The 16,051-nt window shown below is 43.1% G+C and carries 11 protein-coding genes, 1 tRNA gene, 2 pseudogenes and 2 riboswitches; of the genes and pseudogenes, 11 read left to right on the forward strand and 3 right to left on the reverse strand.

Going from position 1 to position 16,051, the window contains the following annotated elements:
- The first annotated feature begins 4 nt into the window (after positions 1 to 4).
- The 9 genes and pseudogenes from topA to NSA57_RS01220 all read left to right on the forward strand — a co-directional run bounded on the left by topA (position 5) and on the right by NSA57_RS01220 (position 11,783).
- On the forward strand, positions 5 to 2,077 hold the full coding sequence (gene topA / locus NSA57_RS01180) for a type I DNA topoisomerase (protein ID WP_147598082.1): 2,073 nt from the start codon (positions 5 to 7) through the stop codon (positions 2,075 to 2,077).
- Positions 2,078 to 2,237: 160 nt separating this feature from the next.
- On the forward strand, positions 2,238 to 3,023 hold the full coding sequence (codY, locus tag NSA57_RS01185) for a GTP-sensing pleiotropic transcriptional regulator CodY (RefSeq protein WP_022068893.1): 786 nt from the start codon (positions 2,238 to 2,240) through the stop codon (positions 3,021 to 3,023).
- Positions 3,024 to 3,557: 534 nt separating this feature from the next.
- Positions 3,558 to 3,842, forward strand: coding sequence for a co-chaperone GroES (gene groES / locus NSA57_RS01190; protein WP_022068894.1), 285 nt, complete (start codon positions 3,558 to 3,560; stop codon positions 3,840 to 3,842).
- A 112-nt stretch (positions 3,843 to 3,954) separates the two neighbouring features.
- Positions 3,955 to 5,577: a chaperonin GroEL gene (gene groL / locus NSA57_RS01195; RefSeq protein WP_022068895.1), complete on the forward strand. Its 1,623-nt coding sequence runs from the start codon at positions 3,955 to 3,957 to the stop codon at positions 5,575 to 5,577.
- 111 nt (positions 5,578 to 5,688) lie between these two features.
- Positions 5,689 to 6,192, forward strand: coding sequence for a DUF6106 family protein (locus NSA57_RS01200; protein ID WP_022068896.1), 504 nt, complete (start codon positions 5,689 to 5,691; stop codon positions 6,190 to 6,192).
- 104 nt (positions 6,193 to 6,296) lie between these two features.
- Positions 6,297 to 7,751, forward strand: coding sequence for an IMP dehydrogenase (guaB, locus tag NSA57_RS01205; RefSeq protein ID WP_147598084.1), 1,455 nt, complete (start codon positions 6,297 to 6,299; stop codon positions 7,749 to 7,751).
- Positions 7,752 to 7,800: 49 nt separating this feature from the next.
- A riboswitch (ZMP/ZTP riboswitch) is annotated at positions 7,801 to 7,882 on the forward strand.
- A gap of 105 nt (positions 7,883 to 7,987) precedes the next feature.
- Complete coding sequence (locus NSA57_RS01210) at positions 7,988 to 8,701, forward strand: IMP cyclohydrolase (RefSeq protein ID WP_173752049.1); 714 nt, start codon at positions 7,988 to 7,990, stop codon at positions 8,699 to 8,701.
- A gap of 13 nt (positions 8,702 to 8,714) precedes the next feature.
- Entirely contained in the window at positions 8,715 to 9,899 is a 1,185-nt protein-coding gene (locus tag NSA57_RS01215; protein WP_147598086.1) for a phosphoribosylaminoimidazolecarboxamide formyltransferase, read from the forward strand.
- A gap of 199 nt (positions 9,900 to 10,098) precedes the next feature.
- Positions 10,099 to 10,195, forward strand: a riboswitch (purine riboswitch).
- Between the two features lie 162 nt (positions 10,196 to 10,357).
- Positions 10,358 to 11,783 (forward strand): annotated as a pseudogene (locus NSA57_RS01220) (NCS2 family permease).
- Here the strand turns inward: NSA57_RS01220 and NSA57_RS19870 are convergent.
- From NSA57_RS19870 to NSA57_RS01230, 3 genes and pseudogenes are all read right to left on the reverse strand, one after another.
- A pseudogene (locus NSA57_RS19870) lies at positions 11,748 to 11,891 on the reverse strand (hypothetical protein); the annotation flags it as partial. The pseudogenes NSA57_RS01220 and NSA57_RS19870 sit on opposite strands and share 36 nt — an antisense overlap.
- A 35-nt stretch (positions 11,892 to 11,926) precedes the next feature.
- Positions 11,927 to 11,999: transfer RNA gene (locus NSA57_RS01225), tRNA-Gly, on the reverse strand.
- 111 nt (positions 12,000 to 12,110) lie between these two features.
- Positions 12,111 to 13,175, reverse strand: coding sequence for an aldose epimerase family protein (locus tag NSA57_RS01230; protein ID WP_257463750.1), 1,065 nt, complete (start codon positions 13,173 to 13,175; stop codon positions 12,111 to 12,113).
- Between the two features lie 315 nt (positions 13,176 to 13,490).
- Between NSA57_RS01230 and NSA57_RS01235 the strand changes: the two genes are divergently transcribed.
- Complete coding sequence (locus tag NSA57_RS01235) at positions 13,491 to 15,011, forward strand: sugar ABC transporter ATP-binding protein (RefSeq protein ID WP_257463751.1); 1,521 nt, start codon at positions 13,491 to 13,493, stop codon at positions 15,009 to 15,011.
- Entirely contained in the window at positions 14,992 to 15,996 is a 1,005-nt protein-coding gene (locus NSA57_RS01240) for an ABC transporter permease (protein WP_257463752.1), read from the forward strand. Before NSA57_RS01235 ends, NSA57_RS01240 begins: the two co-directional genes overlap by 20 nt.
- Positions 15,997 to 16,051 lie beyond the last annotated feature (55 nt).

Here is a 16,051-nt window from a genome sequence, read left to right on the forward strand (position 1 = left end):
TAGCATGGCAAAATATCTGGTGATCGTGGAGTCACCTGCAAAGGTAAAAACAATTAAGAAGTTTCTGGGGAGTAATTATGACGTACAGGCATCTAACGGACATGTAAGAGATTTTCCGAAAAGTCAGTTTGGAATTGATGTGGAAAATGACTTTGAGCCCAAATATATAACCATCCGCGGAAAGGGAGAGCTTCTGGCAGGGCTGCGCAAGGCGGCAAAAAAGGCTGACAAAATTTTTCTGGCAACTGACCCTGACCGTGAGGGAGAAGCTATTTCCTGGCATCTGATGCAGGCGTTAAAGGAAGATCCGAAAAAAATGCGCAGGATCACCTTTAATGAGATCACCAAAACAGCAGTCAAAAATTCAATCAAACAGCCAAGAGAGCTTGATATGAATCTTGTGGATGCACAGCAGGCCAGAAGAATGCTGGACCGTATGGTAGGCTACAGCATCAGTCCGCTGCTCTGGGCAAAGGTAAAAAGAGGCCTGAGCGCAGGGCGCGTGCAGTCTGTGGCGCTTCGGATCATATGCGACAGAGAGGAAGAGATCAATTCCTTTATTCCGGAAGAATACTGGAGCCTTGACGGCGCATTTAAGATCCATGGGGAAAAGAAGCCTCTTCAGGCAAAATTCTATGGAACAGACAAAAAGCTTCCGATTCACAATAAGGCAGAAATGGACGAAATCCTGAAAAAGCTGGAAAACGCAGAATATCAGGTGACAGAAGTAAAAAAAGGAGAGAGAATCAAAAACGCTCCCCTTCCGTTTACCACCAGTACACTGCAGCAGGAGGCGGCCAAGACACTTAACTTTTCCACTCAGAAAACCATGCGTCTTGCCCAGCAGCTTTACGAGGGTATTGATATCAAGGGAAATGGCACAGTAGGTATCATCACCTATCTGCGTACGGATTCTACAAGAATTTCCCAGGAGGCCGATGAGGCGGCAAGAGCATACATTGGAGAACAGTATGGAGAAAGCTATGTGGCAGAGGGCGGAAAGGCAGTAAAGAAGGATCAGAAGATCCAGGATGCCCATGAGGCAATCCGTCCCACAGATATTTCAAGAACTCCGGCAATGCTGAAGGAATCTCTTTCAAGAGACCAGTTCCGTCTTTATCAGCTTATATGGAAGCGTTTTACTGCAAGCAGAATGGCGCCGGCGCGTTATGAGACTACTTCTGTGAAGATCGGAGCCGGTGAATATACATTTACCGTTGCCGCATCAAAGGTTGTATTTGACGGCTTTATGTCCGTGTATGTGCAGGATGATGACAATAAGAAGGGAAATGTCCTCAGTCAGAGTCTGGAAAAAGGCATGGAGCTTGAATTGCTGGAACTGAAATCGGAACAGCACTTTACCCAGCCGCCGGCTCACTATACAGAGGCCTCTCTTGTAAAGGCTCTGGAGGAGCAGGGAATTGGCCGTCCAAGTACCTATGCCCCTACCATTACCACCATCATCAGCCGCCGCTATGTGTCAAAGGAGCAGAAAAACCTGTATATGACAGAGCTGGGCGAGGTAGTGAATAATATTATGAAGCAGGCATTTCCAAGTATTGTGGACGTTCATTTTACAGCCATGATGGAAGGCCTTCTGGACTGTGTGGAAGCAGGAACCGTTCAGTGGAAAACTGTTGTGCGTAATTTCTACCCGGATCTGAAAAAGGACGTGGATGCAGCGGAGCAGGAACTGGAAAAGGTAGATATCCAGGATGAGGTGACAGATGTGGTATGTGACCTCTGCGGGCGGAATATGGTGATCAAATATGGTCCTCATGGAAGATTTCTTGCCTGTCCGGGATTTCCGGACTGCAGAAACACCAAACCTTATTATGAGAAAATTGGTGTTGCATGTCCGAAATGCGGCAGGGATGTTGTTCTGAAAAAAACGCAGAAGGGACGAAAATATTACGGCTGTGAGGATAATCCGGAATGTGATTTCATGTCCTGGCAGAAACCGTCTGACAAAAAATGTCCGGTATGCGGCAGCTATATGGTAGAAAAAGGAAACAAGCTGGTGTGCAGCCAGGAGACCTGCGGTTATGTGGAGCAGAAAACAAAGCAGGAAGATTGAAAAATTTCACAATAAATTTAAAAAGGAAATATTTTCAGAATAGGCAGGCAAAATTGAAAAAACATAAAAATGTCTTGTAATTTTGGAAAAAAGCGTGTAATATAAACTCATCAGGACATTTATGTAGAAAATACAGGAGAGATGAGAAAAGGAGGCCAGTATGAGCGTTCAGTTGTTAGACAGAACAAGAAAGATCAATAAACTTTTGCACAACAGCAGCTCCAGCAAGGTAGTGTTTAATGATATCTGCCAGGTACTGATGGAGACTTTAAGTTCTAATATACTGGTGTTGAGCAAAAAGGGCAAGGTGCTGGGCGTCAGCTTATGCCCGGGTGTACAGGAGATCACAGAGCTGATAGAGGATAAAGTCGGCGGACATGTAGACACTCTTTTGAATGAAAGATTTTTAGGAGTTTTATCAACAAAAGAGAATGTAAATCTTCAGACACTTGGTTTTGAGCATGTGGACAGCCGGTGTCAGGGCATCATCAATCCTATTGATATTGCCGGAGAGCGCCTTGGAACTGTGTTTATGTACAGGGATGACAAGCCATATGATATTGAGGACATTATTGTCAGTGAATACGGAACAACTGTGGTTGGTCTGGAAATGATGCGCGCAGTCCATGAAGAGAATGCAGAAGAAGACAGAAAGCAGCAGGTAGTAAAATCAGCATTTAATACCTTATCCTTCTCAGAGCTGGAAGCGATCATCCATATTTTCGATGAGCTGGACGGAGAAGAGGGTATTCTTGTAGCCAGCAAGATTGCAGACAGAGTGGGGATCACCAGATCAGTGATCGTTAATGCGCTGCGTAAATTTGAGAGCGCAGGCGTGATCGAGTCCCGTTCTTCAGGAATGAAGGGAACCTATATCAAGGTTCTGAATGAAGTGATTTTTGATGAGCTGGAAGAGATCAAAGCACAGCGAAACAAAAAATCATAAAACAGTGTGAATAAACGATATTTATAAAACAGGAGCGGAAGCTCCTGTTTTTTTGCACTTTGTCAAGAGTCAGGGTAAAATACTGACCTTACAGGAAAGTTCGACAGTTGTTGAATTTCTGCTGTGGGGAAACAGAGCAGTTTTACCGGAAATGGATTGTCTGAGATATCCGGATAGTTCAGAATATAAAGCATTGGGCAACAGAAATCAGAAGCTGTAACTTTAAATTGTCTGAAAATTTGAAGGTATCTGAATACTGAACAATATGCAGTCAGTTCCATAGACATCAATGTGGGCAGTTAGTAACTCAGAATATGGAACAGACACGGCAGCAGATTTGTAAAAAAATAAGAAGATAAGAAAAAACAAGAAAATAAGAGTAAATAGGAGATAATAAAAGTATATATCTATTTATATGACCGTGAAAAGAGTTGCGAAATGGGAGGCAATTCAATAATATAAGGACAGTGATTAGCACTCGAATGAAATGAGTGCTAGCAACAGATTGCGACAAATAAAAGGAGGAAATAGATCATGAAATTAGTACCTTTAGGTGACAGAGTTGTATTAAAACAGTTAGAAGCAGAAGAGACAACAAAATCCGGCATCGTGCTTCCGGGTCAGGCTCAGGAAAAACCGCAGCAGGCAGAAGTTATTGCAGTAGGTCCTGGCGGAATGGTAGACGGCAAAGAAGTAAAAATGGAAGTTGCTGCAGGAGATCAGGTTATTTATTCCAAATATGCAGGAACAGAAGTTAAGCTTGACGGCGAAGAGTACATCATTGTAAAACAGAGCGATATTTTAGCAGTTGTTAAATAAAACACAGACAGGAATACTGGATGAATCCCCATACAGAGAAGGGCGAAACCAGTGAAAATGGTGTTTCTTTAAAAGTTTTGTATCTTATAAAAGACTAGGAGGAATTTTCATCATGGCAAAAGAAATCAAATTTGGTGCAGAAGCAAGAGCCGCACTTGAAAATGGTGTAAACCAGCTTGCAAATACAGTAAGAGTAACACTTGGACCGAAAGGAAGAAACGTTGTACTTGACAAATCTTTCGGCGCTCCGCTTATCACAAACGACGGTGTGACTATTGCAAAAGAGATCGAGCTTGAGGACGGATTTGAGAACATGGGAGCACAGCTGATCAAAGAAGTTGCTTCCAAAACAAACGATGTTGCAGGCGACGGTACTACAACAGCTACTGTTCTGGCACAGGCTATGGTTCATGAAGGTATGAAGAACCTTGCAGCAGGAGCAAACCCGATCATCCTTCGTAAAGGAATGAAAAAAGCAACTGATACAGCAGTAAAAGCAATTCAGGAAATGAGCCAGACAATCAGCGGAAAGAAACAGATTGCAAACGTAGCTGCAATTTCTGCAAGTGACGAGGAAGTTGGCCAGCTTGTTGCAGACGCTATGGAAAAAGTTTCCAAAGACGGCGTTATCACAGTAGAAGAGTCCAAGACCATGCATACAGAGCTTGACCTTGTAGAAGGTATGCAGTTTGACCGTGGATATATTTCCGCTTACATGTCCACAGATATGGAAAAAATGGAAGCAAACCTTGAAGATCCGTACATCCTGATCACAGACAAGAAGATCAGCAACATTCAGGAGATCCTTCCACTTCTGGAGCAGATCGTTCAGGCAGGCGCAAAACTGCTTATTATCGCAGAGGACGTAGAGGGCGAGGCTCTTACAACTCTTATTGTAAACAAATTAAGAGGAACCTTCCAGGTAGTTGCTGTTAAGGCTCCGGGATATGGCGACAGAAGAAAAGAAATGCTTCAGGATATCGCTATCCTTACAGGCGGTCAGGTAATCTCCGACGAGCTTGGTCTGGATCTGAAAGAGGCTACTATGGAGCAGCTTGGACGTGCAAAATCCGTTAAAGTTGCAAAAGAAAATACTGTTATCGTTGACGGCTGCGGCGACAAAAAAGCGATTGCTGACCGTGTTGCTCAGATCCGCGGACAGATTGAGGAAACAACCTCTGAATTTGATAAAGAAAAATTACAGGAAAGACTTGCAAAACTGGCAGGCGGCGTAGCAGTTATCCGTGTAGGCGCAGCAACTGAGACAGAGATGAAAGAGGCAAAACTCCGTCTTGAGGATGCTCTTGCAGCTACAAGAGCAGCTGTTGAGGAAGGTATCATCGCAGGAGGCGGTTCTGCATACATTCATGCATCCAAGAAGGTTGCAGAGCTTGCGGCTACTCTTGAAGGCGATGAGAAGACTGGTGCAAACATTATCCTGAAAGCTCTGGAGGCTCCTTTATTCCACATTTCTGCAAATGCAGGACTGGAAGGCTCTGTGATCATCAACAAAGTAAGAGAGTCTGAGCCGGGAGTTGGATTTGACGCTCTGAATGAAGAATATGTAAACATGGTAGAGTCCGGAATCCTGGATCCTGCAAAGGTTACAAGAAGCGCTCTTCAGAACGCAACAAGTGTTGCATCTACTTTACTGACAACAGAGTCTGTTGTTGCAACCATTAAGGAAGATACTCCTGCAATGCCGGCAGGAAATCCTGGAATGGGAATGATGTAACAGAAATATTTTATAAAAAGGAATCGGCGTCATAGACGCTGATTCCTTTTTATGTTAGAATAAAAATATCATTATACAAGCACGAGCCGTGTCTCGTAAGGAGAGTGAATTATGAGTGAACTGTACTCGGAATTCCTTGTGAAAAAGGAATCCACATTTAAGGATGCCCTGATTAAATTCGGAATGATCGGACTGACTGTAGTGGCTGTGGCAGCAGGACTTTTTCTGAATCCGCTGCTTTTGATCGTTGCCATTGGTCTGGGCGTGGCATGTTATTTTATTATCCCAAAAACAGATCTTGAGTATGAATATCTGTTTGTAAACGGGGAACTGGATATTGATAAGATCATGGCAAAATCAAAAAGAAAAAGAGTAAAATCTTTGAATCTTACAGAGGCAGACCTGATCGCTCCTCTGAATTCTCACAGAATGGATTATTATAACGGCAACCAGAAAATGAAGGTTCTGGACTATTCTTCAGGAAATCCGGACCACAAAAGATTCGGCATCATCATTCGTGACGGAGGCGAAGCCTGTAAGGTGATCGTAGAGCCGGACGATGCCATGGCAAATGCTATAAAAAATTCAGCGCCCAGCAAAGTTTTTTTGGATTGACACCGTATTTTTTTTTTGCTACACTATGAACCAAACTCAAAATATCATGCAGGTGTGAATAAGCACATCCTGTAAAAATTACATACAAGGGAGGAAAAAATACAATGGGTACAATTATCGGTGAAGGCATTACATTTGACGATGTACTGTTAGTTCCTGCGTATTCAAAGGTGATTCCGAACCAGGTGGATGTAACAACCTGGCTGACTAAAAAGGTGAAGCTGAACATTCCGCTTATGAGCGCGGGAATGGATACAGTTACCGAGCACCGCATGGCTATCGCTATGGCAAGACAGGGCGGTATCGGTATCATTCACAAAAATATGTCTATCGAGGCGCAGGCAGATGAGGTAGATAAGGTAAAACGTTCTGAAAACGGCGTTATTACAGATCCATTTTATTTATCCGCAGAGCATACTCTGAAAGATGCCAATGATCTTATGGCAAAATACCGTATTTCCGGTGTTCCGATCACAGAAGGAAAGAAACTGGTAGGTATCATTACCAACCGAGATCTGAAATTTGAGACAGATTTCTCAAGAAAGATCGGCGAGTGCATGACTTCTGAAGGTCTGATCACTGCCAAAGAAGGAATTACTCTGGAGGAAGCAAAAAAGATCCTCGCAAAATCCCGTAAAGAAAAATTACCCATTGTAGATGATAACTTCAACTTAAAAGGCCTGATCACCATTAAGGATATTGAAAAACAGATCAAATATCCTCTGGCTGCAAAGGATGAGCAGGGACGTCTTCTCTGCGGTGCGGCAGTTGGTATCACATCCAATGTTCTTGCAAGAGTTGAGGCTCTTGTAAAAGCAAGCGTAGACGTGATCGTAGTTGATTCTGCTCACGGTCATTCTGAGAATATTTTAAGGGCCGTACGCGAAATGAAAGAGGCGTATCCGGATCTTCAGGTAATTGCAGGAAACGTTGCCACAGGAGCTGCCACCAAGGCTCTGATAGAGGCTGGTGTTGACGCAGTTAAGGTTGGTATCGGACCTGGTTCTATCTGTACTACCCGTGTGGTTGCAGGTATTGGTGTTCCTCAGATCACAGCTGTTATGGACTGCTATGAGGTTGCAAATCGTTATGGAGTGCCGATCATTGCAGACGGCGGAATCAAATATTCCGGAGATATCACCAAATCCATTGCAGCAGGCGCCAACGTATGTATGATGGGAAGCATGTTTGCCGGATGTGACGAGAGCCCGGGAACATTTGAGCTGTATCAGGGACGTAAATTCAAGGTATACCGTGGAATGGGCTCCATTGCAGCAATGGAGAACGGCAGCAAGGACCGTTACTTCCAGCAGGATGCTAAGAAGCTTGTTCCGGAAGGCGTAGAGGGTCGTGTAGCTTACAAGGGCCATGTGGAAGACACTGTTTACCAGTTGATCGGCGGACTTCGTGCAGGTATGGGATATTGCGGAGCTGAGAATATCGAAGCGCTGAAGACAACAGGCAAGTTTATTAAGATTTCAGCAGCTTCCTTAAAAGAGTCTCATCCTCATGATATCCACATCACAAAAGAGGCTCCGAACTACAGTGTAGACGAATAATCAGGAATTTTTGTTCTTGAAAAAAATAAAAAATATGATATGATAATAATAACGACTGCATGACTGGCGGAAAACAGGAATTACCTGTGGGGAGTGCAGTAAGTGATAAGCCGACCGCCTGGGCAGCCTGAAATACAGACTACCTGGGCGGTTTGTTTTATTTTAAAAGAAAACGCAGCATGAAGCCAGGACAGCGCGTTTATATAATGATTTTTTAGAAAAAAGGAGATCAGACTATGGAAATGATATCACTGGAAAATGAACTGAAAAATAATTCTTATCCGGGAAGAGGAATCATCCTCGGCCGTTCTCTTGACGGAACAAAAGCAGTGGCAGCATACTTTATTATGGGAAGAAGCGAGAACAGCAGAAACCGCGTGTTTGTCACAGAAGGAGAGGGAATCCGTACACAGGCATTTGATCCGTCCAAGCTTACAGATCCAAGCCTGATCATTTATGCTCCGGTACGTGTTCTTGGAAACAAGACCATTGTTACTAACGGAGATCAGACAGATACTATTTATGATGGCATGGACAGACAGATGACCTTTGAACAGTCCTTAAGATGCCGCGAATTTGAGCCGGACGGACCTAACTATACACCTCGTATTTCCGGTGTGATGCATATTGAAAACGGCAATTACAGCTATGCAATGTCTATTCTGAAAAGCGATAACGGAAATCCGGATGCATGTCTTCGTTATACCTTTGCCTACGAAAAAGCAATTCCGGGAGAAGGACGGTTTATTCACACATATAAATGTGACGGAAATCCCCTTCCAAGCTTTGAGGGAGAGCCGAAGCTGGTTCAGATTCCAAATGATATGAAAGAGTTTACAGATCTTCTCTGGAACAGTCTTAATGAAGAAAATAAGGTTTCACTGTTCGTGCGCTATATTGACATTGCAACAGGTAAATATGAAACAACTATTGTAAATAAGAACAAATAAGGAGGATGCAGTAATGAATGAATTACAGTTAAAATACGGATGCAATCCAAACCAGAAACCTTCCAGAATCTATATGAATGACGGAAGTGAGCTTCCTATTAAGGTTCTTTCCGGAAAACCCGGATATATTAATTTCCTGGACGCTTTTAACGGCTGGCAGCTTGTAAGAGATCTGAAAAAAGCAACCGGACTTGCCGCAGCAACTTCCTTTAAGCATGTTTCCCCGGCAGGCGCTTCTGTGGGACTTCCTCTTACAGAGACACTGGCAAAGATCTACTGGGTGGACGACATGAACTGGAAAGAGTTCTCACCAATTGCCTGCGCCTATGCAAGAGCAAGAGGAGCTGACCGTATGTCCTCCTTTGGAGATTTTATTTCCCTTTCTGATGTCTGTGACAAAGATACAGCGCTTCTTATTAAAAGAGAGGTTTCAGACGGCGTGATTGCTCCGGGATATACAGAGGAAGCCCTGGAAATCCTGAAAGCCAAGAAAAAAGGCAACTACAATGTTATTGAGATCGATCCTGATTTTGTACCGGCCCCACTGGAACACAAGGAAGTGTTCGGGGTAACTTTTGAGCAGGGAAGACAGGAGCTTGAGATCAACGATGAGCTAATCGCCAATATTGTCACAGAAAATAAAGAACTCAGCGAAGAGGCAAAACGTGATCTGAAAATTTCTTTGATCGTTCTGAAATACACTCAGTCCAACTCTGTATGCTTTGTAAAGGACGGACAGGCTATCGGTGTAGGAGCAGGACAGCAGTCCCGTGTACACTGTACCAGACTGGCTGGACAGAAGGCGGATAACTGGTTCCTCCGTCAGAGCCCTCAGGTTTTGAACCTTCCGTTTAAAGAGGGAATCAGCCGTGCAGAGAGAGATAATGCCATTGACGTTTATATTGGCGAGGAATATATGGATGTGCTTGCTGACGGCGCATGGGAGAGAATTTTTACTGAGAAGCCGGAAGTATTTACAAGAGAGGCAAAACGTGAGTGGCTGGATCAGCTGACTGATGTAACTCTGGGATCTGATGCGTTCTTCCCGTTCAGCGACAATATTGAAAGGGCTCATAAGAGCGGCGTGAAATATATTGCTCAGCCAGGCGGATCTGTAAGAGATGAGGATGTAATTGCAACCTGCGATAAATATGGCATGGCAATGGCATTTACCGGAATCAGACTGTTCCATCATTAATCGGCTGTTTTTGGAAAATATTCTGTCAAAACAAAAAAACAAGAAAATAGCATAGAAAAACATAAAATGATTTTGTATAAAATATGTAAAATAAAAAGAATAAATGATAATAGTTGGTAAAAGTGCATAAAACACAACGAGAAAATTGTGTAGTTTATCAATAGACCAAAAATATTTAGGATGCTATAATATTTTTAGCTGAATATAGCACTGCTAATTATGTATATGCTGGGGATTGGCCCAGTGTTTCTACCAACTACCGTAAAGAGTTGACTACATAATCTTGTGTGGTCTCTCTTTTTTTATTGCCGAAAATCCTCATCCGGATAAAGAGATCAGAAAAAGAGCAGCCTCAAAAAAGCCGCGGCCGGGGTTGGCGTATGATATGACTGTTGCAGGCAGAAATATTCAAAGACACAAGGCAGCAGAAATTTTTTGAAAGAGAGGACTATGTAGTAATGGAAAAAAAGGATGGTTTTTTTGAACGTTTTTTTGGGATTTCAAAAAATGGCTCTACGATGCGGATTGAAATACTTGCAGGAGTAACGACTTTTATTACAATTGCATATATTCTTATCCTGAATCCGCAGATCCTGGCAGATCCGTATATGATTATGGGCGATGGGGCAATGGCAGAAAAAATTTCAAATGGTGTATTTATCGGAACCTGTATCGGCGCATTTATTGGTACGATTTTATGTTCGTTATATGCAAAGGTTCCATTTGCCCAGGCGCTTGGTATGGGACTGAATGCATTTTTTGCATATACGGTTGTGCTGGGAATGGGATATTCCTACAATGAGGCGCTTGTAATCGTATTTATCTCTGGAATTTTCTTTATTGTGATTACAGCAGTGGGATTGAGAGAGGCGATTATCCGTTCGATACCGGATGCAGTGAAGCTTGCAATTACCCCGGGTATAGGACTGTTTATTACTATTATCGGGCTGAAAAATGCAGGACTGGTAGTAAGTAATCCGTCTACTCTGGTAAGCATGGTTGATTTTGCGCAGTGGAGAAGCGAGGATGGAAATGTTACTATGATCTGTGGGGCGCTGGTAGCGCTGATTGGATTGATTGTAATCGGAGTTCTTCATTCACGCAATGTAAAAGGCTCCATATTGTTTGGAATTGCGGCTGCTACAATTGCGGGAATCCCTCTGGGGGTTACGAAACTGTCTGCATTTGATATGAATATTGGGGCAAAATTCAGTGACTTTGCAGAGGTTTCTTTCCTGAACATGGATTTTGGCGGCATGTTCTCAGGAAAAAATCCTGTAGATACATGTCTTACAGTGGCAATGCTGGTGGTAAGCTTTTCTCTTGTAAACATGTTTGATTCAATCGGAACTTTGATGGGTGCGGCAAAGCAGTCGGGAATGATTGACAAAGACGGTGAAATCATTCACATGAAAGAAGCTCTGATGTCCGATGCCATTTCAACTGCTGCAGGAGCAATGGTAGGAACCTCGAACCTCCACGGTAACAACAGTAGTAGAATCCAGCGCAGGTATTGCTGCAGGGGGAAGAACGGGAATGACCAGCCTGGTGACAGCTCTTCTGTTTCTTGGCTCCATTATCTTTGCCCCGGTTGTGGGGATTGTCCCTGGAGCGGCAACAGTTCCGGCTCTGATCTTTGTGGGTATTCTTATGCTCAGCAACATTAAGGATGTGGACTTCAGTGATATGACAAATGCGCTTCCTGCATTCTGTACAGTTGTGTTTATGCCGTTTACATATTCAATTGCAAACGGTGTTGCAGTAGGCCTGATCATGTATTGCCTGATAAAACTTTTTACAGGAAAAGCGAAAGAAGTGAAGGTCCTCACATGGATTATTTCCATTGTATTTGTTCTCAGATATGCGTTTATGACACTGGGATGATAACAGATTCCGTAATGAAAATTTTTGCCATGATACATATATAAAAAACTGCTCTGCGGTCCGGATGTGAAATCTGGCCGCAGGGCAGTTTTGAGGTTCTGTGGAAATAAAAAAACCAGAACAATATCTGTTCTGGTTTCAAGAGCGATAGACGGGGCTCGAACCCGCGGTCTCGACCTTGGCAAGGTCGCGCGTTACCAACTACGCCACTATCGCATATCCTGTATTAATCTCTGAGGTGTTTCCCTCATCAACAAAACATATGATAGCATATAGAATTGTAGTTGTCAAATGTTTTTTTGAAATTTTTTTAAAAAATTATTTTTTTTATTTATTTTCTCTAGAACATGAAAAAACAAAAGAATATTTGATGTATCTCGTCCATTCTTTTCCGGCTTCTGTATAGTGAAAAGGAAAGCCGTGATTGCCGGGAGCATCGGGATAATCCTGAAATTCAAAGGCAGCAGCACAACCGGGACAGGAAATCTGATTTCCGGAAAGAGGGAGTCCGCTTTCGATAAAACCTCCGGAATATACAACTACGCAGGGAGCATCCGAAGAGATGAAAAGCTTTTTGGCGCTGTCAGGACTGGTAAAGACCAGTTGAGGAAGCTCATTGTTTTTATTTAAAAGAAAGGCGTGATTATATCCACGGCTGACTGTAAGCTGGGGATGATCCGGAAAAGCCTTCATTTGCCGAGTCAGAGAAACAGGCTTACGAAAAGCAAAAGGACTGTTTTCTACAGGTGCAATACCTTCAGGGATAAATTCATCATCATTATATATATAGGAATCTGCATGGATCTGAAGCAGATGGTCATAAACACTTTCTTCAAAATTCCCGGATAAATTAAAATAAGAATGATTGCTCATATTAAAATAAGTTGTTTTATCAGAGACCGCACGATATCTGACTGTAAGCTCATGGGCTTCATTTAACAGGTAAGAAACAGAAAAAGTCCGATTCCCCGGAAAACCGTCACATCCGTCCGGAAGAGTACATTGAAAAAGCACTTCGGCACTGGTATCTTCTTCCCGGATGGAAACAAGAGTCCAGTTTATAAAGGAAACACTATGAATACCGCTATGCAGGCAATGCCTGTTCTTTTCATTTCTGGTAAGGGAATATTTTTTTTTAGGTAAGGAAAGCGACCCTCCGGAGATTCTTCCGGCACAGGGACCAAGAGTAGCGCCTGCATACAGAGGGTTTCCGGTATAGTCAGAATCAGAGGCAAAAGACAAAGCAATATTTTTAAATTTATCTGCGGAATCTGTATATCCGACGGAACGGACAGAAGCGCCGATGGAATTAAGCGTTACCTGAAAAGAATCTTTGCAGGTGAGAGATAAGAGCGTATATTGTGCAGACCGGTGCAAAAAAGTAATCTTCATGATAAATACTCCTTGTTTTTTCACTAAATATAACGTAATTTCGATTCAAAATCAAGGAGGAATGTGCAAAATGCTTAAGAACAGAAAACAAAAATTCCGAATTATGTAATAAATATTGGCGGTATTTCCGAAACACATAAGAAGATAGTTTGGTATTTGTGTATAATAACGAGTATGGAAGAAATAACTTGCGAGAAATCCGTAAATATGTATAAAATAGCAAGAATTTGAAACTCCATAGCAATTTAAGCTAATGAAAAAGAAAAAGAGGAAGGTTATAATCAATATCAGAGAAAAGCAAGGGAGGAAAGAGATATGAACAGTGTATTGGAATTTAAAGGTATCTCCAAGTATTTCCCGGGTGTAAAGGCATTGGACAATATCTGCTTTAAAGCATATGGCGGTGAGGTCCTGGCATTTTTAGGTGAGAACGGAGCCGGAAAATCCACACTTTTGAAGGTGCTGAACGGTGATTATCAGCCTACAAAGGGAGAATACCTGCTGGACGGAGTCCAGAAACATTTCCACTCTCCTCATGAGGCAATTCAGGAAGGGATCAGCGTGATCTATCAGGAGAGACAGATTCTTCTGGAACTGAGTGTGGCAGAAAATATTTATCTGGGACGTATGCCGTCAAACAGGTTTGGCGTGATCGATACAGGCAAGGCGAATAAGATGGCTGCGGAGATCATCCGGGATTTTGGACTTCCGATCCAGCCGACCACCAAGGTAAAGGATCTGAGCATTGCCTATCAGCAGATGGTGGAGATCATGAAAGCATACAGCAGGGAAAACCTGAAAGTAATCTGCTTTGACGAGCCTACGGCAAGTCTCAGCGACGCGGAGATCGACTGTCTGTTTGAAGTGATCCAGAAGCTGAAAGAACAGGGAAAGATCATTATTTATGTATCCCATCGTATGAAGGAAATCCAACAGATTGCGGACAAGGTGGCGATTTTTAAGGACGGACATTACATAGATACGGTAGTGACAAAAGAAGTGCCGGAGCAGCAGCTGATCAAAATGATGGTTGGCCGTGACCTGGGAGATATTTTTAATAATCTGGATCGTGAAAAGGAAATCGGAGATGTTCTTCTTGATGTCAGAAACGTTTCTTCTGACTATGTAAAAGAAGTATCCTTTACTCTTCATAAAGGAGAGGTTCTGGGATTTTCCGGTCTGGTAGGTGCAGGCCGTACAGAAGTGATGCGGGCAATTATTGGCGCAGACAAGAGGAAAACAGGAGAAATATTCCTGGAGGGCAAAAAAATCGAAAACCGTTCTCCTAAGGAAGCCATGGACAATGGTATCGTCCTGGTTCCGGAAGACCGGAAAATGCAGGGAATCCTGAGCAATTTAAGTGTCAGCGGAAACATCAACATTGCACTGATGGATCAGAATGCCAATCGGTTAGGGATCATAAATCCTGTAAAAGAAAACGAAGCGGCAGATAAGGGGATTTGTGATTTCAAGGTTAAGACACCGTCTCCGGACAAAAAAATAGTAGAGCTTTCTGGCGGAAATCAGCAGAAGTGCATTGTTGCCCGGGGAATTGCCACAAATCCCAAGGTACTGATACTGGATGAACCGACCAAGGGAATTGACGTAGGTGCAAAATCGGAATTTTATAATATGATCTGTCAGTTTGCAAAACAGGGGCTTGGCGTGATCCTGATTTCATCGGAACTTCCGGAGGTTATCGGACTTTCAGACAGGATCATTGTTATGAAATCTTTGAGGATTTCCGGTGAGGTAATGAGAGAAGAGGCAACGGAAGACCGGCTGCTGCAGCTTGGAATGATGGGGGAGGATACACATGAGCAACCAGAAGAATAAAAAAGAACATAAACTGTTAAATCTGATCGGCGGAGATAAACTGATTCTGCTGGCAGCAATTGTAGTAGTATTTGCATTGTTTACCTGTCTGAACAGGAATTTCCTTACCTGGCAGAATATGGTGAACCTTCTTGTAGCGGCATCCCTGGTAGGAATTGTTGCCGTAGGACATACATATCTGATTATTGCAGGACAGAACGACTTGTCACCAGGCTCTCTGGCAGCGTTCAGCGGAACTCTGGCTGCTCTCCTTCTTTCCTTTGGGATGCCTGCAGGAGTTTCTATTGTAATTACTTTACTTGCAGGTGTTGCCGTAGGACTTTTCAATGCCTGGATGGTAAATAAGATTAAACTGGAAGCCTTTATCGCCACCTTGGTAACCCAGTCTGTGATCAGAGGCTTTGCCTATATCATCTGTGATGGAAAACCCATTGCCATCAGTAATAAAACCTTTATTGCTCTTGGAAAAGCAAGATTTCTGGGACTTCCTCTTACTGTGTGGCTGATGATTCTGGCATTTGTGATTTTTGGATTTATTCTTGCAAGAACAAAATTCGGAAGAAGCGTATATGCCATTGGCGGCAGTTCAGAAGCCGCACGTCTTGCCGGACTGAACCCACAGAGAATCATTACACTGTGCTTTATATTGATTGGTGTTCTGACCTCTTTAGGCGGCATTATTTTTGCAGCCCGTATGAATTCAGGTCAGCCGGCAGCCAATATCAACCTGGAGTTTGACGCTATTACTGCAGTTATTCTTGGCGGTGTTTCATTTGCCGGCGGCGTGGGAAGTATGTTTGGTACAGTACTCGGAGTAATTCTGATCCAGGCGTTCAACACAGGACTTATTATGGTAAACGTGCCTACTTTCTGGCAGTATGTGGCAAGAGGAGCCCTTCTTCTGTTCGCTCTTACATCCGACTATATCCGTAAGCAGAGAAGAGAAAAAGAACTTCTGGAAGCAAGCATGAGGAATGTGAAATAAGAAATGGAACTCTTTCACACGAACTGTGTGATGGAAATAAAAATGAAAAAACGCA

The sequence above is a fragment of the Blautia caecimuris genome (assembly GCF_024622975.1).
Classification (GTDB): domain Bacteria; phylum Bacillota; class Clostridia; order Lachnospirales; family Lachnospiraceae; genus Blautia_A; species Blautia_A caecimuris.

Excerpts from the sequence above, each read along its gene's own strand:
- groL (WP_022068895.1), top strand. The coding sequence starts at position 3,955 with ATGGCAAAAGAAATCAAATTTGGTGCAGAAGCAAGAGCCGCACTTGAA.
- codY (WP_022068893.1), top strand. The coding sequence starts at position 2,238 with ATGAGCGTTCAGTTGTTAGACAGAACAAGAAAGATCAATAAACTTTTG.
- topA (WP_147598082.1), top strand. The coding sequence starts at position 5 with ATGGCAAAATATCTGGTGATCGTGGAGTCACCTGCAAAGGTAAAAACA.
- NSA57_RS01200 (WP_022068896.1), top strand. The coding sequence starts at position 5,689 with ATGAGTGAACTGTACTCGGAATTCCTTGTGAAAAAGGAATCCACATTT.
- groES (WP_022068894.1), top strand. The coding sequence starts at position 3,558 with ATGAAATTAGTACCTTTAGGTGACAGAGTTGTATTAAAACAGTTAGAA.
- NSA57_RS01240 (WP_257463752.1), top strand. The coding sequence starts at position 14,992 with ATGAGCAACCAGAAGAATAAAAAAGAACATAAACTGTTAAATCTGATC.
- guaB (WP_147598084.1), top strand. The coding sequence starts at position 6,297 with ATGGGTACAATTATCGGTGAAGGCATTACATTTGACGATGTACTGTTA.
- NSA57_RS01210 (WP_173752049.1), top strand. The coding sequence starts at position 7,988 with ATGGAAATGATATCACTGGAAAATGAACTGAAAAATAATTCTTATCCG.
- NSA57_RS01215 (WP_147598086.1), top strand. The coding sequence starts at position 8,715 with ATGAATGAATTACAGTTAAAATACGGATGCAATCCAAACCAGAAACCT.
- NSA57_RS01235 (WP_257463751.1), top strand. The coding sequence starts at position 13,491 with ATGAACAGTGTATTGGAATTTAAAGGTATCTCCAAGTATTTCCCGGGT.
- NSA57_RS01230 (WP_257463750.1), bottom strand. The coding sequence starts at position 13,175 with ATGAAGATTACTTTTTTGCACCGGTCTGCACAATATACGCTCTTATCT.